This is a genomic window from Sphingobium sp. WCS2017Hpa-17 (assembly GCF_031843765.1).
Taxonomy (GTDB): Bacteria; Pseudomonadota; Alphaproteobacteria; order Sphingomonadales; family Sphingomonadaceae; genus Sphingobium.
Genome location: NZ_JAVTIV010000003.1, coordinates 272241 through 294875, shown reverse-complemented (window position 1 = coordinate 294875; position 22635 = coordinate 272241). Strand labels below are relative to the sequence as shown.

26 protein-coding genes are annotated in these 22635 nt (G+C 64.0%); 16 read left to right on the top strand and 10 right to left on the bottom strand.

The features are described from left to right. Positions 1-101: 101 nt before the first annotated feature. The 8 genes from gpmA (at position 102) to RQH62_RS08675 (ending at position 8189) form a co-directional block, all read left to right on the top strand. Entirely contained in the window at positions 102-788 is a 687-nt protein-coding gene (gpmA, locus tag RQH62_RS08710; protein WP_311268369.1) for a 2,3-diphosphoglycerate-dependent phosphoglycerate mutase, read from the top strand. Positions 789-895: 107 nt separating this feature from the next. Next, the gene (gene purE, locus RQH62_RS08705) at positions 896-1384 is read left to right on the top strand and encodes a 5-(carboxyamino)imidazole ribonucleotide mutase (RefSeq protein WP_311268368.1); all 489 of its coding nucleotides are present in this window, start codon (positions 896-898) and stop codon (positions 1382-1384) included. 12 nt (positions 1385-1396) lie between these two features. Continuing rightward, a complete protein-coding gene (locus RQH62_RS08700; protein WP_311268367.1) occupies positions 1397-2467 on the top strand; it encodes a 5-(carboxyamino)imidazole ribonucleotide synthase in 1071 nt (356 codons plus the stop codon). Positions 2468-2589: 122 nt separating this feature from the next. After that, positions 2590-3240: a dihydrofolate reductase gene (locus tag RQH62_RS08695; protein ID WP_311268366.1), complete on the top strand. Its 651-nt coding sequence runs from the start codon at positions 2590-2592 to the stop codon at positions 3238-3240. 67 nt (positions 3241-3307) lie between these two features. Beyond that, positions 3308-4234 (top strand): bifunctional riboflavin kinase/FAD synthetase, encoded by a 927-nt coding sequence (locus tag RQH62_RS08690; RefSeq protein WP_311268365.1) that lies wholly within the window; start codon positions 3308-3310, stop codon positions 4232-4234. 126 nt (positions 4235-4360) lie between these two features. Beyond that, a complete protein-coding gene (gene ileS / locus RQH62_RS08685) occupies positions 4361-7270 on the top strand; it encodes an isoleucine--tRNA ligase (protein ID WP_311268364.1) in 2910 nt (969 codons plus the stop codon). Next, positions 7267-7776 carry a signal peptidase II gene (gene lspA, locus RQH62_RS08680; protein WP_120250418.1) on the top strand — a complete coding sequence of 170 codons (510 nt, stop codon included), beginning with the start codon at positions 7267-7269 and terminating at the stop codon, positions 7774-7776. The genes ileS and lspA overlap by 4 nt, the downstream gene beginning before the upstream one ends. Further along, positions 7776-8189 carry a DUF3035 domain-containing protein gene (locus tag RQH62_RS08675; protein WP_120250417.1) on the top strand — a complete coding sequence of 138 codons (414 nt, stop codon included), beginning with the start codon at positions 7776-7778 and terminating at the stop codon, positions 8187-8189. The genes lspA and RQH62_RS08675 overlap by 1 nt, the downstream gene beginning before the upstream one ends. Positions 8190-8303: 114 nt before the next feature. On the opposite strand, the gene RQH62_RS08670 is transcribed toward RQH62_RS08675, so the two are convergent. The 8 genes from RQH62_RS08670 to RQH62_RS08635 all read right to left on the bottom strand — a co-directional run bounded on the left by RQH62_RS08670 (position 8304) and on the right by RQH62_RS08635 (position 15824). After that, positions 8304-8753, bottom strand: coding sequence for an SRPBCC family protein (locus RQH62_RS08670; RefSeq protein WP_311268363.1), 450 nt, complete (start codon positions 8751-8753; stop codon positions 8304-8306). A 19-nt stretch (positions 8754-8772) separates the two neighbouring features. After that, positions 8773-10302, bottom strand: coding sequence for a DUF4403 family protein (locus tag RQH62_RS08665; RefSeq protein WP_311268362.1), 1530 nt, complete (start codon positions 10300-10302; stop codon positions 8773-8775). Between the two features lie 21 nt (positions 10303-10323). Then, positions 10324-10707 (bottom strand): hypothetical protein, encoded by a 384-nt coding sequence (locus RQH62_RS08660; RefSeq protein WP_311268361.1) that lies wholly within the window; start codon positions 10705-10707, stop codon positions 10324-10326. Between the two features lie 56 nt (positions 10708-10763). Then, a complete protein-coding gene (gene dxs / locus RQH62_RS08655) occupies positions 10764-12692 on the bottom strand; it encodes a 1-deoxy-D-xylulose-5-phosphate synthase (RefSeq protein WP_311268360.1) in 1929 nt (642 codons plus the stop codon). Between the two features lie 78 nt (positions 12693-12770). After that, positions 12771-13235, bottom strand: a complete 465-nt coding sequence (locus RQH62_RS08650; protein WP_311268359.1) for a transcriptional repressor — start codon at positions 13233-13235, stop codon at positions 12771-12773. A gap of 44 nt (positions 13236-13279) precedes the next feature. Then, complete coding sequence (locus tag RQH62_RS08645; RefSeq protein ID WP_311268358.1) at positions 13280-13606, bottom strand: DUF423 domain-containing protein; 327 nt, start codon at positions 13604-13606, stop codon at positions 13280-13282. Next, positions 13603-15402, bottom strand: a complete 1800-nt coding sequence (locus RQH62_RS08640) for a cation:proton antiporter (RefSeq protein ID WP_311268357.1) — start codon at positions 15400-15402, stop codon at positions 13603-13605. Before RQH62_RS08640 ends, RQH62_RS08645 begins: the two co-directional genes overlap by 4 nt. Further along, a complete protein-coding gene (locus tag RQH62_RS08635; protein ID WP_311268356.1) occupies positions 15402-15824 on the bottom strand; it encodes an iron-sulfur cluster assembly scaffold protein in 423 nt (140 codons plus the stop codon). Before RQH62_RS08635 ends, RQH62_RS08640 begins: the two co-directional genes overlap by 1 nt. A gap of 100 nt (positions 15825-15924) precedes the next feature. Here RQH62_RS08635 and RQH62_RS08630 point away from each other — a divergent pair, with 100 nt between their 5' ends. Both RQH62_RS08630 and RQH62_RS08625 read left to right on the top strand, forming a co-directional pair. After that, positions 15925-16380 carry a YaiI/YqxD family protein gene (locus tag RQH62_RS08630; protein ID WP_311268355.1) on the top strand — a complete coding sequence of 152 codons (456 nt, stop codon included), beginning with the start codon at positions 15925-15927 and terminating at the stop codon, positions 16378-16380. Next, the gene (locus tag RQH62_RS08625) at positions 16380-17552 is read left to right on the top strand and encodes an NAD(P)/FAD-dependent oxidoreductase (RefSeq protein WP_311268354.1); all 1173 of its coding nucleotides are present in this window, start codon (positions 16380-16382) and stop codon (positions 17550-17552) included. The genes RQH62_RS08630 and RQH62_RS08625 overlap by 1 nt, the downstream gene beginning before the upstream one ends. Before the next feature lie 173 nt (positions 17553-17725). Here the strand turns inward: RQH62_RS08625 and RQH62_RS08620 are convergent, their stop codons facing one another. Beyond that, positions 17726-18472 (bottom strand): LytTR family DNA-binding domain-containing protein, encoded by a 747-nt coding sequence (locus RQH62_RS08620; RefSeq protein ID WP_311268353.1) that lies wholly within the window; start codon positions 18470-18472, stop codon positions 17726-17728. A 5-nt stretch (positions 18473-18477) separates the two neighbouring features. Further along, positions 18478-19587: a histidine kinase gene (locus tag RQH62_RS08615; protein ID WP_311268352.1), complete on the bottom strand. Its 1110-nt coding sequence runs from the start codon at positions 19585-19587 to the stop codon at positions 18478-18480. 141 nt (positions 19588-19728) lie between these two features. On the opposite strand from RQH62_RS08615, the gene RQH62_RS08610 reads away from it, so the two are divergent. The 6 genes from RQH62_RS08610 to RQH62_RS08585 all read left to right on the top strand — a co-directional run bounded on the left by RQH62_RS08610 (position 19729) and on the right by RQH62_RS08585 (position 22589). Continuing rightward, positions 19729-19950 carry a hypothetical protein gene (locus tag RQH62_RS08610; RefSeq protein WP_311268351.1) on the top strand — a complete coding sequence of 74 codons (222 nt, stop codon included), beginning with the start codon at positions 19729-19731 and terminating at the stop codon, positions 19948-19950. A gap of 78 nt (positions 19951-20028) precedes the next feature. Next, complete coding sequence (locus tag RQH62_RS08605) at positions 20029-20283, top strand: hypothetical protein (protein WP_150426120.1); 255 nt, start codon at positions 20029-20031, stop codon at positions 20281-20283. 67 nt (positions 20284-20350) lie between these two features. Further along, complete coding sequence (locus tag RQH62_RS08600) at positions 20351-20710, top strand: LysR family transcriptional regulator (protein ID WP_311268350.1); 360 nt, start codon at positions 20351-20353, stop codon at positions 20708-20710. Between the two features lie 47 nt (positions 20711-20757). Further along, positions 20758-21132: an STAS/SEC14 domain-containing protein gene (locus RQH62_RS08595; protein WP_311268349.1), complete on the top strand. Its 375-nt coding sequence runs from the start codon at positions 20758-20760 to the stop codon at positions 21130-21132. A 406-nt stretch (positions 21133-21538) separates the two neighbouring features. Further along, entirely contained in the window at positions 21539-22087 is a 549-nt protein-coding gene (locus tag RQH62_RS08590) for a hypothetical protein (protein ID WP_311268348.1), read from the top strand. A 94-nt stretch (positions 22088-22181) separates the two neighbouring features. After that, positions 22182-22589 (top strand): hypothetical protein, encoded by a 408-nt coding sequence (locus RQH62_RS08585; RefSeq protein WP_311268347.1) that lies wholly within the window; start codon positions 22182-22184, stop codon positions 22587-22589. Positions 22590-22635: the final 46 nt, after the last annotated feature.

The following is a 22635-nucleotide window of genomic DNA, read 5'->3' as shown; positions in this document are numbered from 1 at the left end:
GTCGACGGGCGCGCGCAACGCCCTTCGACAGGCTCAGGGCGAACGGATGGGGTTGGCGGGTCATGTACCCATTGTCCGCGCTTGTGCAGGAGACGCGCCCCATGCCCACTCTCGTCCTCATCCGCCACGGCCAGTCGGCCTGGAATCTGGAAAACCGCTTCACCGGATGGTGGGACGTCGATGTGACGGAAAAGGGTGTCGAGGAAGCGCGTGCCGCCGGGCGGCTGCTCAAGGAAAAGGGGCTGGATTTCGACCAGTGCTATACCTCGGTCCAGAGCCGCGCGATCAAGACGCTGAATCTGGTGCTGGAAGAAATGGGCCGTTTGTGGCTACCGGTCGAGAAGGACTGGCGCCTGAACGAACGCCATTATGGCGGCCTCACTGGCCTCAATAAGGCGGAGACGGCGGCCAAGCATGGCGACGATCAGGTCAAAATCTGGCGCCGCAGCTTCGACATTCCGCCGCCGGTGCTGGAAGCGGGCAGCGAATTCGATCTGTCGGCCGACCGCCGTTATGACGGCATCGCCATCCCGTCGACCGAAAGCCTGAAAGACACGATCGCCCGCGTGCTGCCCTATTGGGAATCGACCATCGCGCCCGACCTGAAGGCCGGCAAGCGCGTCGTCATTTCCGCCCATGGCAATTCGCTGCGCGCGCTGGTGAAGCATCTGTCGAACATTCCCGACGATGAGATCACCGAACTGGAAATCCCGACCGGCCAGCCGATCGTCTATGAACTGGCGGACGATCTGAGCGCGATCGAGCGCTATTATCTGTCGGAGCGGTAAAAGCCCCGGTAATCGCCCGAATCCACATTGCCCCCCGGCGGCCCGGCCGCTAAGGGGCTTGGCTTTCCGGGCGGGTGCAGATTCCGCCCTGTTTGGGGAAGCATGATATGAGCGGGGCAGTGACAGTCGGCATCATCATGGGGTCGCGGTCCGATTGGGACACGATGCGCCATGCCGCCGAGACGCTCGAAGCGCTGGGCGTCGCCCATGAATGCAAGGTCGTGTCCGCCCATCGCACCCCGCAACGGCTCTATGATTATGCGACGGGCGCGGTCGATCGCGGGCTGAAGGTGATCATTGCCGGTGCCGGCGGCGCGGCCCATCTGCCGGGCATGACGGCGTCGATGACCCGCCTGCCGGTGCTGGGCGTGCCGGTCGAATCCAAGGCGCTGAAAGGCATGGATTCGCTGCTGTCGATCGTCCAGATGCCGGGCGGCATCCCGGTCGCCACGCTGGCCATCGGCAAGCCGGGCGCGATCAATGCCGGCCTGCTGGCGGCATCCATCCTGGCCACCAACGATCCTGATCTTGCGGAACGGCTGGACGCCTGGCGCGCGCGCCAGACCGACGCCGTCGCCGAAAACGTCGAAGACTGAAACGGAAGACCCATGACGACCATCGCGCCCGGCTCCACCATCGGTATCCTTGGCGGCGGCCAGCTTGGCCGGATGATCGCCATGGCAGCGGCGCAACTGGGCTATCGCACAAGCATCTATGCGCCGGAGGAGAGCGGCCCGGCTGCCGATGTGTCGCCGCTGTGGACGCGGGGCGCCTATGACGATGCGGCTGCGCTGGCGGCCTTTGCCGATGGCGTCGATGTCGTCACCTACGAGTTCGAGAATATCGATCCGGCGGCGGTCGAGGTGCTGGCCTCTCACGGGCTTGTCAGACCCGGCGCGCAGGCTTTGCGGGTGGCGCAGGATCGGTTGGCGGAAAAGCGCTTCGTCTGTGATCTGGGCGGGCTTACCGCACCGTTTGCGCCGGTCGAGAGTCTGGACGATCTGGAAACGGCGATCGAGCAGGTGGGCAGCCGCGCGATCCTGAAGACCAACCGCATGGGCTATGACGGCAAGGGGCAGGCGCGCCTGTCGGAGCCGGGCGACGCGGTGGGGGCGTGGAACGCCATCGGTCGGCAGAGCGCGATCCTGGAAGGGTTCGTGACCTTCGATCAGGAATTTTCGGTGATATTGGCGCGCGGCCATGATGGCGAAGTGCGCTTCTGGGATTCGGCAGCGAATGTGCATGTCGATGGCATCCTGGCGACGTCGACTGTGCCGGCGGGTGCGCTGATCGAGGGTCAGGTGCATCAGGCGCGTGCCATGGCCGCGAAGATCGCCGACGCGCTGGACTATGTCGGCGTGCTGACCTGCGAATTTTTCGCCAGTGCCGATGGGCCGGTGTTCAACGAAATGGCGCCGCGCGTGCATAATAGCGGGCACTGGACCACCGAGGGCGCGGTGACGAGCCAGTTCGAAAATCATGTTCGTGCGATTTGCGGCCTGCCGCTGGGCGATACGGCGCTGGCCGCGCAGGGCGTGGAGATGCGCAACCTGATCGGCGACGATGCGCATGAATGGCTGGCGATTTTGAGCGATCCGGCGAACCATCTGCACCTTTATGGCAAGCATGAGGCGCGGCCCGGTCGCAAGATGGGGCATGTGACGCGGCTGAGCTTTTAAAGAAAAGTTATCCCCAATTCATCCACAACAAAACTGGATGGGGCGCAGAGAGGTGGGGGTGTGCGGGCTATCGGTGACGAGCCAAGTTTCATACCTTTGCCTCAGATTCGGAAAAGGCCATCATGAAGCGTTTAACCTCTATCGTCGCAGTGAACAGCCAAGGTGCGATAGGCTGTAACAATGAATTACCATGGCGCCTGAAAACCGACCTGCGCTTTTTCAGGGAGCAGACCCTAAATCAGGTGGTAATTATGGGACGTAAAACGCTTGATTCCATGGGGAGGCCGCTGCCTAAACGGCACAATATCGTGCTGTCTCACAACTCCGTCCTGTTTCAGAAAACTGAAAATAGTGAAGTTGCTACCAGTGTCGCAGAGGCGCTTGTTGATGCTGACAAACGGAAGGGTAGAGAGGTATTTGTTGTTGGTGGCGCTGCGACCTATAAACTATTCTCGCCATTCGTGGATCGTTATTTGATTACGATGGTAGATAAAGATGTGCCTAATGCTGATGCGCATTTCGATCAGGCAGTCTTCAATAATGAAGATGATTGGGATCTTCACTGCCGCGACGACATTAAATTTATTCCAGAGGATGATGAGGTCCCGTTTCAAGTTTTTGAAATGAGGCATAAGCGTCCGCTTGAGATTGAGGCTTTGCGAGACGCACTGGTCCTTCAATATAAGTCAAAATTCTTGAATCGCGGCAAAGGTAGCGTGAATCATTTTTCTGATTTGATGATGTCTCAAAACCTTAGGGTTCAATATCAATAGCAGGCCGGCATAAAGCTGAGGCTGCGGCTTGTTGCCACGCTCCGCCCACCTCCCTATAGCCCGCGCCATGGAGCGGCTTTCTAGCAGCGCCCCGATCCCCGCGCATTTGCGTGGGAGCGTCATGGCGCTTGGCAATTTCGATGGCTTTCATGCCGGTCATCAGGCGGTGGTCGGACGTGCCATCGCGCGTGCGCGGGCCGAGGGACGGCCGGCGATCGTCGCGACTTTCGATCCGCATCCGATGCGGCTGTTCCAGCCCGACACGCCCAATTTTCGCCTGACCACGCTGGACCAGCGGGAATCGCTGTTCGCCCGCGCGGGGGCGGACGCGATGCTGGTGTTCGATTTTACCGCGGCGCTGGCGGCGCTTGACCCCGCTGCCTATGTCGCCTTGCTGACCGATCAACTGGGGGTGAGCGCGGTCATTACCGGCGAGGATTTCACCTTTGGCCGGGCGCGCAGGGGGACGGTGGCCAGCTTCGGCGAACTCGGTCTGGCGTCGGAGGCGGTTGCGGCGGTGACGGACCGGGAGGGCGTGATTTCCTCCAGCCGAATCCGTGCCGCGTTGCAGGCCGGCGATTGCGCGACCGCGACGCGGCTGCTGACCCGGCCTTTCGCGATCAAGGGGATCGTCCAGCATGGCGACAAGCTGGGGCGGACCATCGGTTTCCCGACCGCCAATATCGACCTTGGCCCCTATTTGCGGCCGGCTTACGGTATTTATGCGGTGCGCGGGCTGCTGCCGGACGGGCGGGTGCTGGACGGCGCGGCCAATCTGGGTATCCGGCCGAGCTTCGATCCGCCTAAGGAGTTGCTGGAGCCGCATTTCTTCGATTTTGCCGAAAGCCTGTATGAACTGGCGATCGAAGTGCAACTGATCCACTATCTGCGGCCGGAGGCGAAATATGACGGGCTCGACCCGTTGATCGCTCAGATCGCGCAGGACTGCGCCGATGCGCGGCAAATCCTTGCGGGAACGCCCCGGCTCGCTTAAGGCACCGGGCACGTTTTTCTCACCCGTTCGGGCTGAGCCTGTCGAAGCCCTGTTCTTTTTCTCCAAAAGAAAGCGCGGCCCTTCGACAAGCTCAGGGCGAACGGATTTTGGTTGTTTTGGAACCCCATGACCGACGCACCTGACTATAAGAGCACCGTCTTCCTGCCCGTCACCGACTTTCCGATGAAGGCCGGCCTTGCGCAGAAGGAACCGGCCATTGCGGCGAAGTGGGAGGCGATGGACCTCTATGGCAAGCTGCGCGAGAAGCGCGCGGGCCGCGAACGCTTCATCCTGCATGATGGCCCGCCCTACGCCAATGGCGACATCCATATGGGCCATGCGATGAACAAGGTGCTCAAGGACATCATCGTCCGCAGCCAGTCGCTGCTGGGCAAGGATGCGCCTTATGTGCCCGGCTGGGATTGCCACGGCCTGCCGATCGAATGGAAGATCGAGGAGGAATATCGCAAGAAGAAGCTGAACAAGGATGAGGTGCCCGCCGCCGAATTCCGCGCCCAGTGCCGCGCCTATGCCGACAAATGGGTGGGCGTGCAGAAGGACCAGTTCAAGCGTCTGGGCGTGATGGGCGACTGGGCCGATCCGTACCTGACCATGAAGTTCGACGCGGAAGCGACGATCGTGGGCGAATTGCTGAAGTTCGCGGAAAGCGGCCAGCTCTATCGCGGCGCCAAGCCCGTCATGTGGTCACCGGTGGAAAAGACCGCGCTGGCCGAGGCCGAGGTCGAATATGAGGATGTCACCTCGACCCAGATCGACGTGGCGTTCGAAATCGTGGAAGCGCCGAACGCGCCGGAACTGGTCGGCGCGCATGCAGTGATCTGGACCACGACGCCCTGGACGATCCCTGTCAATCAGGCGATCGCTTATGGGGAAGATGTTGAGTATGTGACGGTATGGTCGCGCTTTGATCGCGGCCTTTGGGCAGGGCGTAAATTTGTTGTTGCCAAGGAATTGCTTGGCTCGCTCATCAATCGTCTCGACCACACGATTAAGGCACAGTTTGCCGCCGACTTTCCGAACGAAGGCACTCCTGAGGTCCAGTTCGAGAGCACGAAGTCATCGTTTAAAGGCACCGACCTCGCCGGCGCGATCACCCGGCATCCGATGCACGCGCTGGGCGGCTTCTTTGCAAATCCGCGTCCGCTGCTGCCGGCCGATCATGTCACGACTGACGCGGGTACCGGCCTCGTCCATATGGCGCCCGATCATGGTGAGGAGGATTTCCTCGCCTGCAAGAAGCTGGGCATCGATCCGGTCTTTGCGGTCAATGATGCGGGCTTCTATCGCGACGACTGGGACTGGCTGGCCGGGCAGGGCAGCGTCATCAACACCAAGTTCAACGGTGCCGAAGGCCCGATCTGCACCGACCTGCGCGCAGCCGGCGCGCTGCTGAGCGCCAGCGACTTCCGCCACAGCTATCCGCATAGCTGGCGGTCGAAGGCGCGCATCATCTATCGTTGCACGCCGCAATGGTTCATCCCCATGGATAAACCGCAGGAAGCCGTGCTGGCCGATGTGGACGGCGGCGTGATGCCGACGCCGGTCATCAGCGGCAACGGCCCGACGCTGCGCGAAATCGCGCTCGACGCGATCGAGCAGACCCGCTGGGTGCCGGAGCGGTCGACCAACCGCATTCGTTCGATGGTGGAAGGGCGTCCCGACTGGGTCATCAGCCGCCAGCGCGCCTGGGGCGTGCCGATCGCCCTCTATGTCCATCGCAAGAGCGGCCAATATCTGGTTGATCCGGCGGTCAATGCCCGCATCATCGAGGCGTTCAAGGGGGCCGGTGCGGACGCCTGGTTCGGCGCCGATCATCAGGCGCTGCTCGGCCCCGATTACGACCTCAACGACTATGAGGTCGTGAACGACATTCTCGACGTCTGGTTCGACAGCGGCTCGACCCACAGCTTCGTGGTCGAGGGCCGCTATGGCGAGGGCACCCGCGCCGACCTCTATATCGAGGGGTCGGACCAGCATCGCGGCTGGTTCCAGTCCTCGCTGCTGGAAAGCTGCGGCACGCGCGGTCGTGCGCCCTATGGCGCGGTGCTGACCCATGGCTTCGCGCTGGACGGCACGGGCAAGAAAATGTCCAAGTCGCTGGGCAATGTCGTCGATCCGCTCAAGATCATGAGCGAGAGCGGCGCGGACATCCTGCGCGTCTGGGTCGCCAGCACCGACTATTTCGACGACGTGCGCATCGGCAAGGAAGTGCTGGCCGGTTCGTCCGACGCCTATCGCAAATTGCGCAATACATTCCGCTACATGCTGGGCGCGCTTTCCGACTATGATGAAGAGACGGAAGCGGTGTCCTATGCCGAAATGCCGGAACTGGAGCGTTATATGCTCCATCGTCTGGCGCAGCTGGACGCAGAGCTGCGCGCGGTGGTGGACAAGGCGGCGAAGAGCGAGAACTGGCTGGAGTTCAGCCGCTATACCCGCGCGATCTTCGATTTCGCCAATAGCGACCTGTCGGCCTTCTTCTTCGATATCCGCAAGGATTGCCTCTATTGCGATGCGAAGTCGGACCCCAAGCGGCGCGCCTATCGCACCCTGCTGGACACGCTGTTCCATGCGCTGGTCCGCTATGTGGCGCCGATCATCCCCTTCACGGCGGAAGAAGTGTGGCAGAGCCGCTTCCCCAATGAGGATGAGAGCGTCCATTTCCTGGAATGGCCGGAGATCGACACGCACTGGATCAACGGCGGTCTGGACGACAAATGGACGGAGCTGCGCAACCAGCGCGAGCAGGTGAACGAGGCGATCGAGCCGCTGCGCCGTGAAAAGATCGTGCGGTCCAGCCTGGACGCGGACGTCACCATGGGCGAATTGCTGCCGGTCGGCGACGTCGATTTTGCCGAAGTGGCGATCGTCGCGCGGGTGACCATGGGCGAGGGCGACGGCATCGTCGTGACGCCGAGCGAATGGCATAAATGCGGTCGCTGCTGGCGCAAGCTGCCCGAAGTGACCGAAGACGGCACGCTGTGCGACCGGTGTGACGAGGTATTGAAGGCATGAGTGCCGTCAATCATCGTCCGCTGGGCCTGACCGTCGCGATCGTGACGCTGGCGCTGGATCAGCTGGTCAAATATAGCGTGACCTATCCACTGGCTCTGCAAAGTCGGTTGGAAGGCATTGATATTTTGCCTTTCTTCCGCCTGCGCTGGCTGGAAAATCGCGGCGTTTCCATGGGTTTCTTCCATGCCGACACGGACGTGATGCGCTGGGCGCTGGTGGGCATGACCATCCTGATCGCCGGGTTCGTGGGCGTGTGGATGTGGCGCGAAAAGGCGCGGCAGGACGTCGCGGCGCTCGGCCTCGTGCTGGGCGGGGCGATCGGCAATATCGTGGACCGGATGCGGCTGGGCTATGTCGTCGATTATGCGGACCTGCATTTCGGCGAATGGCGGCCTTTCCTGATTTTCAACCTGGCGGACGCCGCCATCACCATCGGCGTGCTGATCCTGCTTGCGCGGGCGTTGCTGCTGCGCGACAAGGGCGCAAAGACGGAGACTTTGAAGTAATGCGTAAACTGATCCTCGCCGCTGGTCTGGTATCCACCCTGTCCGCATGCGGCGGCGGCGGCGGGCTGTTCAATCGCCAGCGCCCCGACGAATTCGCCGTCTCGCGTCAGGCTCCGCTGGTGATCCCGCCCGACTTCGCGCTGGTGCCGCCGGCGCCGGGTACGCCGGCCGCAGCCTCGGTCGATTCGAGCAAGGCGGCGATGGACGCCATGTTTGGTGGTCCCGCCGCGCGTAGTGCGAGCGAGAGCGCGACGCTGAACGCGGCTGGCCGTGGCAATGCCGCCGCCGGCATCCGCTCGTCGGCGGGCGATCCGGGCACGGAAGTCGTGGACAAGGGTGCCACCACCCGCGACATCATCGCCGCACCGGAAGGCGACGGTCAGGACGCGCGCGCCGCGACGCCGCAGCAGTAAACTTCGTTCTGAGCCTTTGCCGATCCGCTTCCTGAGAAGGAAGGGGCTTCGGCAGGCTCAGCCCGAACGGAGGGAGGGAATCTTCCTCTGTGAGCGGCGGGTAAGCTCGCCGGTTCAGCCTTCGACATAGGCTTTGATATTCCGCACCTGCTCCGCCCAGCCGCCATCGTTGGAGCGCAGGACGTCGGAGCGGCGCGGTTCGGGGACATGGTCGAACCCGCTTTCAGTGACGGTCAGCCGGGTGCCGTCCTCAATCGGTTCCAGCCGAAATTCCACCAGCGTCCATTCGGGCACGCCATTGCGGATCGCCTCTTCATCGCCACCGGTCGCGGGCCATTCGAAGGCGAAGCGAGTCATCGGATCGATCACGACGGTACGCGATTCCCATGGGAAATGTTCGTAGCCGGGATAGGTCATGTGGCCGGTCGAGATACCGCCCACGGCAAAGGGCTGGTCGAGGGCGACCAGGAACCAGGCGCCGAATTTGCGATGATCGGTGAGCGCATCCCAAACCTGCGCGACGGGGGCGGCGATCTCGATGGTCTTGACGATGGCGTCGGTCATGACGGCAAGCTCCTGATCCTTATTGGTGGTTCCGTGCCGGCTGGTAGCGGATGCGGGCCGTGCCCTGTGCTTCGACCGGCAGGTGCAGGCCCGCGCCATAGGCATGGATCTGGCCGGTGGTCATGGCGTCGATACGGCTTTGTATGACAAGGTCGTCCAGCCGCTTTTCGGCGATGGCGCGGCGGATCTTGCCTTGCAGTTCCTCCACATCCTTGGTGAAATTTTGGGTGAGGGCAGTGGCGATCAGTTGCGAGACGCCGGGGCTGTTGCCGAGCGCGACCAGCATGTCGCCCGCGACGCCATCGGTGGCGCCGGTGACGGTGAGTTCGGTGAAATGGACTTGGGCGCTGTTGGGCGCGTTGACCGGGCGGGCGGTGATCCAGATTCGGCCATGGGTTTCATCCATCTTGCCCGAAGCAGGACGGGCGCCGAGGGTGAGGCCCACCGCGATCCGCCCTTCGCCGGTGCCATAGGCCTCCACCTTTTCGAAGCGGGCGAGGACGGGGCCAATGGCGGGCAGGTCGAAGGGGCGCGAGGCACGTTTGGTAAGCGCGCGCAGGATGACCGGCTCCAACTGGGCATAGTCGGCGGTGACGGGGATCGCCATGGCGAAACGGCCGTCCACTTTGGCGGGGGCGGGCGGTGGTAGCGGGGTCGGCTGCGGCGCATCCGGGCGCGGGCCGACATAGGTTTCCGTCAGCGCTTCCAGCCCAAGATCGAGGCGGAGCCGGCCATTGCGCAGCGCATAGCCGCCATAGAGCAGCTTTTGCGGCGTGACGCGCATCCAGACGGCAGGATTGCGGGCGTTCAGTTCCAGCGTGGCGAAGCCCTGACGCCAGAGTTGCTCCACCTTGGGCCGGACATGGACCTGCGCCAATTCGCGGGGGAGTTCGCGTTCCAGCTTGCGGATGATCGGCTGCAACTTCTCGTCGGCCTTGTCGGTGAAGCGGATGCGCTGGCCCAGAAAGTCGATGCCGGGTGGGGTGGTCCAGTCGTAGCTGAGGCGCACCGTACCGGTCAGCGTCCATTGCGGTGTCAGCGTCAGGCGGATGCGGGCATGGGCCATCGCCGCGCCGGTCGCGGTTTCGCCCTTCAGCCGACCATGGACGTCGCGCGCGCTGATCTCGGCATGGATCGGCATGTCGGCGATGATGTCCTGCCCTTCGCCACGCAGGCGAATGGGGCCACGGGTGACGGTACCGTGGATGGCGCAGTGGATCGGCGGCGTGACCTTGATTCGCTTGCCCAGCAGCTTGATCTGCTGGGGTGGGATGCAGTGGGTGTCGGGTTCGTCGATCGACCAGAGGGTGTGGGGAACGGCGTTTTCGACCGCGCGGCGGATGATCGCGGCGTCGCCTTCGATCGGGGCGGTCAGGATGGAGGATTGTTGCGGGACCGGGACGGGGTCGCTGGCGCGGGGCGGCGGCTTGTCCTCCTGCCTGGGGTGGCAGGCGTTCAGAGTCAGGAGGCAGGCAAATGCTGGAAATAGCGTTCGCCCGACATGCCGCATCTTGTCCTCTCCCCTTATGTCCCGGCCGGTACCGATCATCGCATGATCGGCACGGTCCGGCTAGGACGCAAGGGGCGGGATTTGGTTCCTGAACGTTCGCAGCCGCTCGTCCAGATAATGAGCTAAAGTGGAGATGCTCATTGATGCTGGCACAAATTCTGGATGTTGCGGTGTGGGCTCCGGCAAGGAGAACTGGCGGAAAAAATTAGCGACCATATCCTCTACATCTTCCGGATCGATATTCGCATCTTCCGTCAGGCCATCATCAGGATGGGGCAGGATGTCGCCTTCGCCATAATAAGGGCCAAGTGCATCCCAGACAAATTCCGCAACTGGCTCCGCAACGCCATCCGCGATGATAAGGTCTATGAGCGTGGCAGGCGGGACTCCATCCCGCTTGGCAGCGAGATCGCGAGCATGCCGCCGCCCGTGCCAACGGCTCAATATTGCCAGTCCGCCGATGATAATCGGTGGGACCAGTAACCATTTTGCGAGCAGCGTCAGGCCCGCGCTTCCGTGCCGACGCTGTTGTGGCGTAGCGCGGTCAGGACGGTGTCGATGATGGCATCGGCGTCTAGACGGGCCTGCGCATATTGCACTTCGGGCTTGTCCTGATCCTGGAAGATATCGGGCAGGCGCAGGGTGCGCAGTTTGAGGCCGTTGTCGATCAGGCCGAGGTCGCTGGCGAGTGTCAGCACATGGGCGCCAAGGCCGCCGATCGCACCTTCCTCGATCGTGACGGCGACTTCATGCGTGGTCAGCAGCTTGCGGATTAGCGCTTCGTCCAGCGGCTTGGCGAAGCGCAGGTCGGCGACGGTGGTGGACAGGCCCTTGGCCTCCAGCGCTTCGGCGGCCTTGAGCGCTTCTTCGAGGCGGGTGCCGAGCGAGAGGATGGCGACCTGACGCCCTTCACGTACGATGCGACCCTTGCCGATCGGCAGCGCTTCGGGGACGGCGGGCATGTCGACGCCGGTGCCGTTGCCGCGCGGATAGCGCAGGGCGATCGGGCCGCTGTCATGCACGGCGCAGGTGTGGACCATATGGACCAGTTCCGCCTCGTCTGCCGCCGCCATCACCACCATGTTGGGCAGGGTGGCGAGATAGGTGACGTCGAAGCTGCCCGCGTGGGTCGATCCGTCGGCGCCGACCAGACCGGCGCGATCGATGGCGAAGCGGACGGGGAGATTCTGGATCGCGACATCATGCACGACCTGATCATAGGCGCGTTGCAGAAAGGTCGAGTAGATGGCGCAGAAGGGGCGCATCCCTTCCGCCGCGAGGCCGGCCGCGAATGTGACGGCATGTTGTTCGGCGATGCCGACGTCGAATGTGCGGTCGGGGAAGGCGAGTTCGAATTTGTCGAGGCCGGTGCCCGATGGCATAGCGGCCGTGATGGCGCAGACCTTTGGGTCGCGCTGCGCTTCTGCGATCAGGGCCTGGGCGAAGACGTTGGTGTAGCTGGGCGGGCCGGGAGGCGCCTTTGCCTGCGTGCCGGTGATGACGTCGAATTTCTGGACGCCATGATATTTGTCGGCGGCGGCTTCGGCCGGGCCATAGCCCTTGCCCTTTTGCGTCACGACATGGACGAGGCACGGCCCTTCGGCGGCATCGCGGACATTTTCGAGCACCGGGATCAACTGATCGAGATTGTGGCCGTCGACCGGGCCGACATAATAGAAGCCCAGTTCTTCGAACAGTGTGCCGCCCATCGCCATGCCGCGGGCGAATTCGTCCGTCTTGCGCGCGGCATTGTGCAGCGGGCGAGGCAGTTTGCGGGCGAGCCGCTTGGCGAGGTCGCGCAGGCCGAGAAATTCGCGGCTGGAGACGAGGCGGGCGAGATAGGCGGACAGGCCACCGACCGGCGGGGCGATCGACATATCATTGTCGTTCAGGATCACGACCAGACGATTGCCGGCGGCGCGGGCGTTGTTCATCGCCTCATAGGCCATGCCAGCCGACATGGCGCCGTCGCCGATGACGGCGATGCCCTTGCCGGGGCGATCCTGCATCTTGTTGGCGACGGCGAAGCCCAAAGCCGCGCTGATCGAGGTGGAGCTGTGCGCCGCGCCGAACGGGTCATATTCGCTTTCGGCGCGCTTGGTGAAGCCGGAGAGGCCGCCGCCCTGACGCAGCGTGCGGATGCGGTCGCGCCGGCCGGTCAGCACCTTGTGCGGATAGCATTGATGGCCGACGTCCCAGACCAGCTTGTCATTGGGGGTGTCGAACACATAGTGGATGGCGGCGGTCAGTTCGACCACGCCCAGACCCGATCCCAGATGGCCTCCGGTGACGCCGACGGCCGAAATCACTTCCTGCCGCAGCTCATCGGCCAACTGGCGCAGCTGTTCGGGCTTGAGGGCGCGCAGGTCCGACGGCCAGACGACCTGATCGAGCAGCGGGGTTTCGGGGCGATCATTCATGAAAGACATAGACTCCCGAGGCCCTAGCGCCGTTCCGGATCAAAGCAAGGCCCGCTAGGCCGTTCCGCACGCGAGCGCAACGGTCCATCAGGCCGCGCATTTCGCGCAGAGGCCCAGAATCTCGATGACCGGGCGTTCGGGGGCGAAGCCTTCCTGCTTGGCGACGGCGCGGACCTGATTGGTCACCTTGTCGTCATCGACATGGGTGGCCTGCTTGCAGTTGCGGCAGACCAGGAAGATGCAGTCATGGTGGCAGCCGGGATGCGCGTTGGCGATATAAGCGTTGGCGCTTTCGACGCGCATGGCGATGTTGTTGGCCACGAACAGGTCGAGGATGCGATAGACGCTGTTGGGGGCGACCCGCTTGCCGCGCGCTTTCGACACATTGTCGGCAATGTCATAGGCCGATGCCGGGCGTTCTTCATCCGCAAGCGCATCGAAGATGGCGGCGCGCATCGGCGTCCATTGCTCATTCTGCGCCTCCAGCGTGGCGCGGGCGGCGTCGGCGAGCTTGGTGCCGGTCGGTTCGTGATGATGATGGTGGTCGGCCATGGTCCCAATCTAGGCTTGCGGTCGTGAAGGAGCAAGGCCGCAGCTTAACGCTGCGCGAATGTCCATGCGGCCCAGAGCCAGCCGGCGATCATCAGCGTGCCGCCGATCGGGGTGATCGCGCCCAGCCATTTGGGGCCGCCCAATGCCATGACGTAAAGGCTGACCGCGAAGATCGCGGCACCGGCGAGCAGCAAGGTTGCCGCGCCGCGCGTGACGCCGGTGATCGCCAAGGCCGCGACGGCATGGATCAGCTGGTAGAGGCCGCCGGTGCGCAGCCATTCGGCGGCTTTGGGATCGGCGACGCCATGGGCACCGAATGCGCCGGCGCCGATGGCAAGGGCGGCCGACAGGCAAGCCAGTATCGCGATCATGCTTCTTCTCCATCCCCTCTGCTGAGCAGGCGCATGCCCTTGCCGGGCCGATACATCAAGTCCTTGGCCGCGAGCAGATTGCCATGTTCGGTCTGGAGCGCGAGCCGCTGGGCGTCGTTGGCGCGATATTGGCGCTCGACCTCCTCGACTTCCTCGTCAGGGACGCCCAGCGCCTGCATCGCCTGCACGCCCATGCAGATGGCCGATTCATAGACTTCGCGGACGGTGCCGGCGAGGTCCATGTCCTGCAATTCCAGCAATTGCCGCCGGTCGAACACGCGGACCATGAGCGCCGCCTGCGGGAAGGCTTCGGCGATCGGCTGGAGCGCGCGCGAATCGAGGGCAGGATCGTCGATGCAGAAGGCGATCAGGCGGGCTTCCTCCGCGCCGGCGCGGTGGAGCAGGTCCATGCGGGTGCCGTCGCCATAATAGACTTTCATGTCGAAGCGGCTGGACACCTCGATCTGGGCGGGTTTCTTGTCGATCAGGGTGACGCCGAAGCCGTGGCCCATCAGCATTTGCGCGACCGTCTGGCCGAAACGGCCATAGCCCACGATGATGGCGGAACCGCGCGGCGCATCTTCCGGGCCGGGCAGGTCTTCATGATCCTTTGGCTTTGCGAATTCGAAGCGACGGGCGAAGAGCATCAGGAAAGGCGTCGTCGCCATGGAGAAGGTGACGATGGCGCTGAACAGGCTGGCGGCCTGCGGTGCGATGAGCAGCGCGTTCTGCGCCTGGGCGAAGAGGACGAAGCCGAATTCACCGCCTTGGCTGAGCAGGAGGCCAGCGCCCAGCGCCTGTTGCCAGGCCATCCCGAACAGGCGGGCGAGGCCGGTGATGATCGCCGCCTTGGTCGCGACGAGGATGGCGGCCATCGACAGGACGAAGAAGGGGTTGGCCGCCACGGTGCGCAGGTCCAGCACCATGCCGACGGCGAGGAAGAAGAGGCCGAGCAGGATCGAACGGAAGGGTTCGACGTCGGCTTCGATCTCATGCCGATAGGGCGAATCGGCGAGCATGACGCCCGCGACGAAGGCGCCGAGCGCGGTCGAGAGATGCAGGCTGTGCATCAATGCAGCGGCGGCCAGCACGGTGAAGAGGCCGACGGCGACGAACAGTTCGCGCTCACCCATGCGGCCGACGAGGCCGAGCAGCGGGCGCAGGATGAAGCGGCCGGCGAGGACGAGGCCGGCGATGGCGGCGACGGTGTAGGCGGCCATCATCCATCCGGGCGGGCCGCCGGCATCGGCGGGATTGCGCGAGAGGGCGGCGACGATGGTGATCAGCGGGACGATCGAGAGATCCTGGAACAGCAGGATCGAAAAGACCTTCTCACCGAAGGGCGAGTTGATGCGGCCGCTGGACTTGAGGCCGGGCAGCACCTGTGCGGTCGAGGAGAGGGCGAGCGGCAGGCCGAGCGCGATCGCCGCGCCCCAACTGAAGCCGGTAGTATAGAAGATGATCGCGGTCAGGACGCAGCCGCACAGCACGACCTGCGCCAGGCCGAGCGCGAAAATGTCGCGTTTGAGGCGCCAGAGGCGGGCGGGGTGGAGTTCGAGGCCGACGAGGAAGAGCAGCAGGACGATGCCGATTTCCGCGATGGCCAGCTTCGATTCCGCGCCGCCGACTAGGCCAAGGCCCTGCGGCCCGACCAGCGCGCCGGCGACGAGATAGCCGAGCACCGCGCCAAGGCCGAAGCGGCGGAAGAGCATGACGAAGAGGACGGCGGCGCCAAGCAGGATGACGCCTTCGGAGAGGAGGACGTCGGTGGCGCTGATGGGGGCATGTGCTTCCATCAGGCGTCTGCCTGCCGGGCGGCTTCGGCGATCGCTTCGAAGCCCAAGCGGATCGAGGCGTGGCGGGCGGGATAGCCGCGCGCCGGGGCCAGCACGGCAAGACCGGGCCAGAAGTCAAGATCCTCGCTCGTCCCCGCCAGATAGGCGGCGAGCTTGTCGCGGGCGTCGGCCAGTTCATCTGCGGTCAGGCCGATCGCATGGCCGGCCATCAGGGCGGCCGATGCCTGGCCCAGGGCGCAGGCCTTTACGTCCAGCCCCATGTCGGACAGGCGGCCGCCTGTCATCTGCACATCCGCCGTCACCCGCGATCCGCAGGTGGGGGATCGCTTCTCCACGCTGGCCTGCGGGTCGGGCAGACGCTGGTGGTGCGGGATGCTGGCAGCGAGCCGCAATATGTCCTTGTTATAGAGGGGGGCGTTCATGCCGACCATGTAGGGCAGGATAGGGGCGGGGTGAAGGCGGCACATCGTCCCATATGAAATAAGCTGGCCTGATGCGTTCAGCCCGCCTATCGCCCACCCCATGAAGATACTGGTCGATGCCGATGCCTGCCCCGTGAAGGAGGAGATCTACAAGGTCGCCTGGCGGCATGAAATTCCTGTGACGATCGTGAGCAACAGCCCGATCCGAATTCCCGCGCACCCGCTGCTGGACCGGGTGGTGGTGAGCGACGGGTTCGACGCGGCGGATGACTGGATCGCCGAGCGGGCGGATGCCGGATCGATCTGCATCACCGCCGACATATTGCTGGCGGATCGTTGCCTGAAGGCGGGCGCGGTGGTGATCGCGCCCAATGGCAAGCCCTTCACGCTGAGTTCGATCGGGGCGGCGGTGGCGACGCGGGCGATCATGGCGGACCTGCGCGCGGGTGCGGTGGGGGATGCGATCGGTGGACCGCCGCCTTTCAGCAAGGTGGATCGGTCGCGCTTTCTTCAGGCGCTGGACGAGGCGCTGGTGCGCCTGAAGCGGGGGCGGTGATGGCCGAATATGATGCAATAATTCTTGGCGCAGGCGCGGCCGGGATGATGTGCGCGGCGACCGCCGGGCAGCGGGGCAAGCGCGTGCTGCTGGTCGACCATGCCGATGCAGCGGGCAAGAAGATCCTGATTTCCGGCGGCGGTCGGTGCAATTTCACTAATATCCATACCGCCGCCGATCGTTACCTGTCGGCCAATCCGCATTTCGCCAAGTCGGCACTGGGACGCTATACGGCGCAGGATTTTATCGGGCTGGTCGATCGCTATGGCATTGCCTGGCATGAGAAGACGCTGGGGCAGCTGTTTTGCGACGGGTCGGCAAAGCAGATCGTCGCGATGCTGTCGGAGGAATGTGCCAAGGGCGGCGTGGTGCTGGCGCTGGGGCAGGCGGTTGCGGATATCGACCATGGCGATGGCCTCTATCGGGTGACGATCGGCGGCACAGTGCATCGCGCGCCGGCGCTGGTGCTGGCGACTGGTGGGCCGTCGATCCCCAAGATGGGGGCGACCGGCTTCGCCTATGATGTGGCGCGGCAATTTGGTCTTAGCATCGTGCAGCCGCGTCCTGCGCTGGTGCCTTTCACGCTGGGGCCGGAGGAGTCGCTGTTCCAGTCGCTTTCGGGCGTGTCGGCCGATGTCGAGGTGCGGTGGAACAAGACGCGCTTTCGCGAGGCAGCCTTGTTCACGCATCGCGGGCTGTCCGGGCCGGCGATGTTGCAGATATCCTCCTACTGGCAACATCGCACCGCCATTCAGGTGAACTTCCTGCCGGATCGGGCGGCGGACTGGCTGCTGACGGAAAAGGCGGAGCGGCCGCGCGTCAGCCTGCGCCGGGTGCTGGCGCAGGCGCTGACCGAGCGGCTGGCCGATGCGCTGCTGGAGCGGCTGGCGGTGCAGGGGGAAATGGGCGCGCTGACCGACAAGGTGCTGCGGCAGGTGGGCGCGCGGCTGAGCGACTGGGCGTTCGCGCCGTCGGGAACGGAAGGCTATGCCAAGGCCGAGGTGACGGTGGGCGGGATTGCCACCGCCGGCCTGTCTTCGCGGACGATGGAGGCGGCCAAGGTGCCGGGGCTCTATGCGATCGGCGAGGCGGTGGATGTGACCGGCTGGCTGGGCGGCTATAATTTCCAATGGGCGTGGGCCAGTGGCGTGGCGGCCGGGCAGGCGATTTAGTCGGCTCTAAATTCCGCCCATGCGGGCCTGCAAAGCGCGCTTTTCTGCGCTCCGGTGCTCACGTACTTGAAGTACGCTGCGCTCCGGTGCTCAAAAATCACGCTTTTAGCTAACGCTGGCCGTTGGCTCGGCTCCACCTGAACTGAATTTAGAGCCGACTAACGTCCGTTCAATTAGCGCCCCGTCATCGCCCGTGCGTTGGCGAGGAAGGTGCGGCCGATGCGGATTTCGCCGCCGTCGGTGAGGGCCGCGAACCAGACGCCGCTGCCGTCGTGGCGCAGGCGGGCGATATGGTCGCGGCGGACGATGTGGCTGCGATGCAGGCGGACGAATTGCTGCGGGTCCAGCCGTTCCTCCAGGCTGCTGATGGTCTGGTGCAGCAGATAGCTGTGGGCGCCGACATGCAGGCGCATATAGTCGCGTTCCGCCTCGATCCGGTCGATCTGGTCGGTGGCGATGCGGATCAGTTCGGAGCGATGCGGCACCCAGAATTCTTCCGCCCATTCCGGTGCCGGTTCGCTGGCGATGGCCGGGGCATCGTTAGGGGACTGGTTGCGCAACGCCACTTCCACCCGGTCGACTGCGCGGGTCAGCCGGTCATGGGCGACGGGCTTGAGCATGTAATCGACAGCGGCAAGGTCGAACGCCTCGACCGCGAAGCCTTCAAAGGCGGTGACGAAGATGACGGCGGGGCGGATGCCCATGCGGCCGACGGCGCGGGCGACGCCGATCCCGTCGAGCAAGGGCATGGCGATGTCGAGCAGGACGAGGTCGGGTTTCAGCCCCTCGATCAGGCGCAGTGCGGCTTCGCCATCGGTGGCAGTGCCGACCAGCGCAATTCTTGGTTCACGGGCGCAGAGCATCTGGAGGCGTTCGACGGCGAGCGGTTCGTCATCGACGATCATGGTGCGGATGGACATGGGCGTCAGCAACCCCGGCGGATGATGGGCAAGGTGAGGAGGACGGAGAAACCATCCCCTTCGCGCGGACCATAAGCGATGCGGCCCTGTTCTCCAAAACGGGCGGTCAGCCGGTCGCGGACATTGGTGAGGCCGATGCCGCTGCCGGCGTCGGTATCGCTCGGTGGATTGTCGCCATCATCGGTCACGGCGATATGCAACTGATCGCCATCCTCCCGCGCGGTGATGGTGATGGTGACCGGGCTGGAGGTGCGGGACACGCCATATTTGATCGCATTTTCGACCAGCGGCTGGAGGATGAGGCCGGGGACGCAGGCGTTCATCAGCGCGGGCGGAATGTCGATGGCGGTGGTCAGCCGGTCGGGGAAGCGGACCGCCTCGATATCCAGATAGAGTTTCTGGAGATGGACTTCCTCCTCCAGCGGCACATCGTCCAGCGGGTCGCCGGTCAGGCTGGTGCGGTAGAAGTTGGAGAGCGACATGATCATCTGCTCCGCATCGTCCGGCTTGTTGCGCATGACCAGGGTGGAGAGGGAGTTCAGGGTGTTGAACAGGAAATGCGGGTTCACCTGATAGCGCAGGGACCGCAGTTCGGCCTGCTGCGCGGCGCGTTCCAGCCGGGCGGCGCGGCGTTCGGTGCGATGCGCTTCGCTGGCGTAGGAGAGGGCGAGATAGAGGCCGGCCCAGGCCGCGAGGAAGAAATAGCGCGTCATCGCATCTTCGACGATGGAGATCAGCACATAGCCTTCCTCGATCGCCTTCTTCTTCATCTCCGCGTCGGGAAAGAGGCTGATCGGGTCGTAGACGTTGAAGATATAATAGTTGGCCGCCGCCATGGCGAGCGCGAAGGGTGCGGCGAGCGAGAAGGCGGCGACGAACCGGACCGCCAGCGGCTTATAGTCGAAACGGCGCAGCGCCAGATAGAGTATCCAGGTAACGATGATGCCGATCACCGCCACGACCATGCGGCGGGCCGCCATTTCCCACTGCGCGTCGAAGCCGACGACGATGGCGCGCAGGGTCACGATGATGGTGTAGAAGAACCAGAAGCCCAGAATCGAATAGAGCGCGATCGACGGCGCCACGCCGCGATCGTCTTCGGGAAGATCAGTCATGATGCCTGTCTACGCCGGGGCGCGGGGAAAGTCTGTAGGCGGCCGTGTTGCTGGTCGAACGGGCGGCGGCGTTGGTCGAACGAGGGGGCGGGAACCGGGCTGGCGGGCCGTCCGTTGAGTCTGCGAAACCATAGGAGAGCCATGATGACGGACAGCAAGAAGGATGTGCGTCCGAACAGCCGCGAAGAGGCGGGCGATGAGCGGGCGAGCGATGCGCAGGACCATGTACTACACCCCGATGAGAAGCGCGACGAGAGTTTGAAGGATTCGATGGATGCGTCCGATCCGCCATCGACCGCCAAGCCTGGCGACAAGGGCGATCCTGTGCCCTCGTCTGGTTTCAAGGACGGCGAGGGCCGATAGCTCCCCCCGTAACGATATGCTATCCTGACTGGCGGAAGAGCGAAAAGCGCCGCCCCTTTTGAGAGGAGTATGCCATCCATGCCGACATCCACCACCCCCGCCATCGAGCGCATCGCCCGCGTCCTTGCCGGTCGCCAGTTGAGCCTGAACGGGGGCGGGCATGATCCGCATGCGGCCGGCGCGGTGGATGCCGCCTGGCCCGACCATGTCGATGATGCCTATGCGATCCTGCATACATTGCGGGAACCGGATGCCCAGATGGCGCAGGCCGGCGATGTGGCCGTGTGGCGCGCGATGATCGGCGCCGTGCTGGAGCGGCGGGCGGGCGCCTGACATATTGGGGTGGCCGGTGCGCTCTGGCGCTGGCCGTCCCGAACCATTAAGCATGGGCGACAGGCCGATGCTGAAGATCAAGATCCAGATATATTGTGGCGACGAGATCGCCATGGGGCCGGGCAAGGCCGACCTGCTCGACGCAATTGCGGCCGAGGGGTCGATATCGGCGGCCGGGCGGAAGCTGGGCATGAGTTACCGGCGCTGCTGGCTGCTGGTCGATGTGATGAACCGCTGCTGGGCGGAACCTCTGGTCGCGACGTCGAGCGAGGGGGCGCGGCTGACGGAGAGTGGGGCTGCGATCCTGACGACCTATCGCGGGTTGCAGGCGAACATGGACAGAATCAGCACGCAGGGTGCAGCAGCACTGGAACGGCAGTTGCGGGACGTGCCGCTGGAGGCACAAGTCGCTCCGTCGCATAGATAATCTTTCGGTAATGCCTGTGCGGCATGGAGAGCGGCGGAGGCTTTCCCATGTACGATATCCGATTCCGGCACGACATCAATCTGCTCGACATCGCCTGGCACGGCCAGTTCACCAGCGAGGGGGTGGCGGCCTATGCCCGTGAGGTGAAGGAACGGTTCGTGACCGAAGGATTCGCGCCCGGCTATCTGCTGCGGATGGACATGAGCGGGAGCGCGGTACAGCCGCAGGATGCGGTCGCTGCGTTCCGCGAGCATCTGGGCGAGGGACTGTTCCCGCGGGCGTCGCGGATCGCCATCGTCACCCCCAGCATTATTGCCACGATGCAGGTGCGGCGGGAGATGACGCAGGATTATATGCGGATATTTGCGGAGGCCGACGAGGCGCTGGCCTGGTTGCTGGAGAAGGTAGACGCTGGAAACTGAGCGCTAAAAGAGACAGCGAGTTAGACAGGTAGATCGCGGGATTAATTAGTTAGTTGGCTAACTAATTAATTGATAATTATGTCCTTCGGCGTGAGCGCGTCCCATTTGGCCGGCCTTTCCCGAGTTGGGTTCAGTCGTTGTTAAAACCGGTCATTGAGGGGCTTATGAAGGCGCGATGGATCCTGAAACACGTTCAGGATGACGTCGTTTGAGAAGGGGAAAATCGGAGCGCGACTGGGGCGGTTGCGAACGTCTTCAACGGCTTGTCGCAGTCATAGAAGTTTCATGTTGCGCCGCACAAAGAAATCTGGTCCGTTATGAATAGCGGTGGAACAGGCGCTTAAGCCTTCAGTAACCATAGAGGGCGCATGTTCCATCCTACGACTTCAAGTCGGAGGGCATGAACATGGGTACGAGTGCAAGACCGGCGGATGGGGCTGTCACCCTGGCGGAACTGCGTGAATTCGCCAGCTTCCCGTCTGCCACGCAACGCTATATCCGCCGATCGCTGGATATCGGGCTGCATCGTCGCGATGCGATGAAGCTATGGTCCCGCGACATGGTGGAGGAAGCATCGATCCGCGCACAGGCGCGCATCTATGGGCGGCTGGACGAGATCAAGGCGCGCGTACCCGATGATAGCGGGCTGGAGCAGGTGGAGCCGTTCATGGCGCCACTGGTCACGGTGTCGGCCTTCGACCTTGGGCAGGATCGGCTGAGCAGCTTTTCGGCCTATCGCTTCCTTTATGAGCGCCTGCTGGGCGCGGGGGCGCGGCCATGGCTGCCGGGCGCCTTCTGCGCCGCCGCCAGCCTGCCGCATCTGCATCCCGAAAAGCGGCGCGCGCTGCTCCAGTCGATCAGCGAGGCGGCGGCGACGGCGGTGGGCTGGTCCAACCGCGAACCGACCTTCTATCCCGAATGGGTGGAAAAGGTGGATCTTTCCAAGGCGAACTGAGCGAACGGCTCGTTCCCCTTAACGAAAAGGCCGCGTGGAGTGGGGGCTCCGCGCGGCCTTTTTCATGGGGTGTATGTGGGGTGAGGAGGTGGGCATGATCGGGACGATGATGGTGATGGCGGCGCTGGCCGGGGCTAACGACATTGGCGTGGGCGATCCGCAGCGGCGGGTGCTGCTGGACGCGCTGCGGCCTGCGATCGAGCGCGATCTGGGGCAGAAAGTGATATTCGTCGTGCGGACGCTGCGGCGGCAGGATCGCTGGGCCTTTGCCCATGTCGTGCCGCAGACGCCGGCGGGCGGGGCGATCGACTTTCGCCGGACCCGCCATGCCGAGCGGGTCGAAGCGGGGATATTCGACGGGCCGGATAGTTATGCGCTGCTGGAGATGCGGGACGGGCGCTGGGTGGTGCGCGACTTCGTGGTGGGGCCGACCGATGTGACTTATGCGGGATGGCCCGACGAATATGGCGCGCCGGCGGGACTGTTCGGGCTGGAGGAGTGAGGTCGGGTTGGCGGCGGGGGGCGGATCGGCACCCCCACCGCAGCCC

Excerpts from the sequence above, each read along its gene's own strand:
- RQH62_RS08625 (WP_311268354.1), top strand. The coding sequence starts at position 16,380 with ATGGCCGAATATGATGCAATAATTCTTGGCGCAGGCGCGGCCGGGATG.
- gpmA (WP_311268369.1), top strand. The coding sequence starts at position 102 with ATGCCCACTCTCGTCCTCATCCGCCACGGCCAGTCGGCCTGGAATCTG.
- RQH62_RS08610 (WP_311268351.1), top strand. The coding sequence starts at position 19,729 with ATGATGACGGACAGCAAGAAGGATGTGCGTCCGAACAGCCGCGAAGAG.
- RQH62_RS08675 (WP_120250417.1), top strand. The coding sequence starts at position 7,776 with ATGCGTAAACTGATCCTCGCCGCTGGTCTGGTATCCACCCTGTCCGCA.
- lspA (WP_120250418.1), top strand. The coding sequence starts at position 7,267 with ATGAGTGCCGTCAATCATCGTCCGCTGGGCCTGACCGTCGCGATCGTG.
- RQH62_RS08690 (WP_311268365.1), top strand. The coding sequence starts at position 3,308 with ATGGAGCGGCTTTCTAGCAGCGCCCCGATCCCCGCGCATTTGCGTGGG.
- RQH62_RS08640 (WP_311268357.1), bottom strand. The coding sequence starts at position 15,402 with ATGGAAGCACATGCCCCCATCAGCGCCACCGACGTCCTCCTCTCCGAA.
- ileS (WP_311268364.1), top strand. The coding sequence starts at position 4,361 with ATGACCGACGCACCTGACTATAAGAGCACCGTCTTCCTGCCCGTCACC.
- RQH62_RS08665 (WP_311268362.1), bottom strand. The coding sequence starts at position 10,302 with ATGATCGGTACCGGCCGGGACATAAGGGGAGAGGACAAGATGCGGCAT.
- dxs (WP_311268360.1), bottom strand. The coding sequence starts at position 12,692 with ATGTCTTTCATGAATGATCGCCCCGAAACCCCGCTGCTCGATCAGGTC.
- RQH62_RS08695 (WP_311268366.1), top strand. The coding sequence starts at position 2,590 with ATGAAGCGTTTAACCTCTATCGTCGCAGTGAACAGCCAAGGTGCGATA.
- RQH62_RS08700 (WP_311268367.1), top strand. The coding sequence starts at position 1,397 with ATGACGACCATCGCGCCCGGCTCCACCATCGGTATCCTTGGCGGCGGC.
- RQH62_RS08590 (WP_311268348.1), top strand. The coding sequence starts at position 21,539 with ATGGGTACGAGTGCAAGACCGGCGGATGGGGCTGTCACCCTGGCGGAA.
- RQH62_RS08620 (WP_311268353.1), bottom strand. The coding sequence starts at position 18,472 with ATGTCCATCCGCACCATGATCGTCGATGACGAACCGCTCGCCGTCGAA.
- RQH62_RS08630 (WP_311268355.1), top strand. The coding sequence starts at position 15,925 with ATGAAGATACTGGTCGATGCCGATGCCTGCCCCGTGAAGGAGGAGATC.
- RQH62_RS08645 (WP_311268358.1), bottom strand. The coding sequence starts at position 13,606 with ATGATCGCGATACTGGCTTGCCTGTCGGCCGCCCTTGCCATCGGCGCC.
- RQH62_RS08585 (WP_311268347.1), top strand. The coding sequence starts at position 22,182 with ATGATCGGGACGATGATGGTGATGGCGGCGCTGGCCGGGGCTAACGAC.
- RQH62_RS08635 (WP_311268356.1), bottom strand. The coding sequence starts at position 15,824 with ATGAACGCCCCCCTCTATAACAAGGACATATTGCGGCTCGCTGCCAGC.
- RQH62_RS08595 (WP_311268349.1), top strand. The coding sequence starts at position 20,758 with ATGTACGATATCCGATTCCGGCACGACATCAATCTGCTCGACATCGCC.
- RQH62_RS08600 (WP_311268350.1), top strand. The coding sequence starts at position 20,351 with ATGCTGAAGATCAAGATCCAGATATATTGTGGCGACGAGATCGCCATG.
- RQH62_RS08670 (WP_311268363.1), bottom strand. The coding sequence starts at position 8,753 with ATGACCGACGCCATCGTCAAGACCATCGAGATCGCCGCCCCCGTCGCG.
- RQH62_RS08615 (WP_311268352.1), bottom strand. The coding sequence starts at position 19,587 with ATGACTGATCTTCCCGAAGACGATCGCGGCGTGGCGCCGTCGATCGCG.
- RQH62_RS08605 (WP_150426120.1), top strand. The coding sequence starts at position 20,029 with ATGCCGACATCCACCACCCCCGCCATCGAGCGCATCGCCCGCGTCCTT.
- RQH62_RS08650 (WP_311268359.1), bottom strand. The coding sequence starts at position 13,235 with ATGGCCGACCACCATCATCATCACGAACCGACCGGCACCAAGCTCGCC.
- purE (WP_311268368.1), top strand. The coding sequence starts at position 896 with ATGAGCGGGGCAGTGACAGTCGGCATCATCATGGGGTCGCGGTCCGAT.